The following is a 2,251-nucleotide window of genomic DNA, read 5'->3' on the forward strand; positions in this document are numbered from 1 at the left end:
CGCATAGCGACTGGACCAGTAACCGGGTCCCCCTCAGGGCAACCAGTGGTACTTCGGCATGAAGGGCCACATCGGGGTTGATGCCGGCACCGGGTATGTCCACACGGTGACCGCCACTGCGGCGAATGTCCATGACCTCGATGAGGCGGTCAATCTGGTGCGTGATGACGACGAGGTGGTCTACACCGATTCGGGCTACCAGGGCGCGCACAAGCGTCCCGAGATCGCCCAGGATGAGCACAAGTCGAAGATCGCGTGGCGGGTGGCTGCCCGCAAGACCGTGCTCAAGACTATGCATCCTCATGATCGGGCAACTGAGACCCGCAAGGCGTCAGTGCGTGCCAAGGTCGAGCATCCGTTCTTGATCGTCAAGCGCGACTTCGGGTTCACCAAGACCCGCTATCGCGGAATCGCGAAGAACCTCAACCACTTACACATGTTGTTCACCTCAGCGAACTGGCTGATGCGGGCTCGTGCCGTCGCCCTGACGGGGTGACGGCCAGGCGCAAGCCTGCCCAAAGCCGGCCCCGACGGCCTCCAACCGGGACACGGGGCCAGCAAGAATCACCGTGGTAGCGCTGCACCACAGCCGTACACGGACCACTTCAAGGACCATCCCGCTCAGAATCGCCTTTTGATCAGCGCTTCCATAGGGCTGGTGCGCGATCGGGCTGCGGAACACCACGGCGTCGGCGAGCAACGCGATTGCGGCATCCATGTCACGAGCCTCGACAGCCTGACGGAACTTGTGCATCAGATCTTCTCCAGTCTCGTCGGGATGCACATGCGCCACGGGGTGCCGACGAATTCGTCGCAATCCGCGGACGGGGGCATGGTATCGACCACCGTGACCACGACTCCGGTCGAGCGCCGGATTCTCCGCAGCCTCCAGCGGCTTCGACAACCGACCGGGCCTACCTATTGAACTGCTCTCTGGCCGGGTCGCACATCTTCCACGCCCCCGATTCCTTGCGCAGGTAGAGCGAACCGGAGTGGCCGGACGTCGGTCGCCGGAATTCAACCTGTGCCACATCGCCTTTCACCGTGACGTTCGTGACCTCGAACGGTTCCGGGCTGACGTTCACCGCCGGCCCCGGATCAGATGGGTCAAAGCTCTCAGCATCGGTGAACTGCTCGTATTCCTCGGCGCAGAGCGTCGACAGGAAGACCGCTTGATCCTGGGTGTCCACCGCTTCGGCGAACCGGTGGGCAACGTCTTCTATCGCGTTCTCATCCTCGGTCCGCGAGAACCACTCCGAGCCAGCCACTGTCCCTCCCGCCCACACAAAACTCGTGCAATACATCCAATCACGCCAATTTCCTGACCACTGCTATGGCTGGCGCCTGACCATTGTCGACGGCACGTGAAAACTGACCCCACTAGCCACCATCGACTGCGGCTGCGGCGACACCCACCACGTCTGGACCGACCAAGGCCGACTGCACGAGCGCACGATCCTCGACACCGGCGAAACCCACCTACAACCGTTGCCCATCGCCAAGGTCTACGACCGCCGCAACAAACGCGGCACCCACCGCTGGTACATCGACTTCGCCACCACCTGCGGCACCGTGCAGACCCAGCGACTCGACACCACCGACGACGACACCGCCAAGGGCTACAACCGCACCGAGCACCTGCGCTCGCACACCAAAACCGATGAAGGCGACAGTCTCTACGACCGCTGCTACGGCTGGCGCGAAGACGCCGAATCCCTCAACAACACCCTCGACCGCACCCTCTACGGCGGCCGCATGACCGCACACACCGCCACCCGACAACACGCCGTCATGATCGGATTCGCCCTCGGCCGCAACGCAATTGCCCACTACATCCACCAACGACAAGCCCAACCCGCCACCGTCTGACACGCGCCACACCGGACCAGTCTGCCCTCCGGTCAGTCCCACCCGTCCCGTGAAGCACGGCGAACTCACACGCATCGCCAGCACCATCACAACACGCCGCCGAACACCAGCCCGACCGAGCGGCGAACTCCCGCGCCGATCGACTAGAGTTTTCAACACCTATTCCTACAGGTCCCCCGCCCCCGGGGACGTGTTGAAAACCCCATCGACGCTGACCAGGCCGCTCTTGGCATTGGGCCTTGGAACGCGAAGAGTCCATTTCGGGAACGCGTCCAGATCCCCTGCCACAATCGTGCGCCGCAGAGGAGATCCAGATGAAAACGTCGACCAATCCCGGCAGTGCCAGGCCCTGTGGCGTATTGCAGGAGGTCGCTTGATCGCG

General features: G+C 63.1%; 3 protein-coding genes and 1 pseudogene. 3 read left to right on the forward strand and 1 reads right to left on the reverse strand.

The window, feature by feature from the left end; genetic code table 11:
• Nucleotides 1-46: 46 nt before the first annotated feature.
• Both KIH27_RS01665 and KIH27_RS23255 read left to right on the forward strand, forming a co-directional pair.
• Nucleotides 47-496 (forward strand): annotated as a pseudogene (locus KIH27_RS01665) (transposase); the annotation flags it as partial.
• A 138-nt stretch (nucleotides 497-634) separates the two neighbouring features.
• Nucleotides 635-925: a hypothetical protein gene (locus tag KIH27_RS23255; protein ID WP_214091186.1), complete on the forward strand. Its 291-nt coding sequence runs from the start codon at nucleotides 635-637 to the stop codon at nucleotides 923-925.
• Here KIH27_RS23255 and KIH27_RS01675 read toward each other — a convergent pair.
• Nucleotides 915-1,268, reverse strand: coding sequence for a hypothetical protein (locus tag KIH27_RS01675; protein WP_214091187.1), 354 nt, complete (start codon nucleotides 1,266-1,268; stop codon nucleotides 915-917). The genes KIH27_RS23255 and KIH27_RS01675 overlap by 11 nt on opposite strands.
• Before the next feature lie 220 nt (nucleotides 1,269-1,488).
• On the opposite strand from KIH27_RS01675, the gene KIH27_RS01680 reads away from it, so the two are divergent.
• Complete coding sequence (locus tag KIH27_RS01680; RefSeq protein ID WP_250149439.1) at nucleotides 1,489-1,869, forward strand: hypothetical protein; 381 nt, start codon at nucleotides 1,489-1,491, stop codon at nucleotides 1,867-1,869.
• Nucleotides 1,870-2,251 lie beyond the last annotated feature (382 nt).

This window comes from Mycolicibacter acidiphilus (genome assembly GCF_018455725.1).
GTDB lineage: Bacteria > Actinomycetota > Actinomycetes > Mycobacteriales > Mycobacteriaceae > Mycobacterium > Mycobacterium acidiphilum.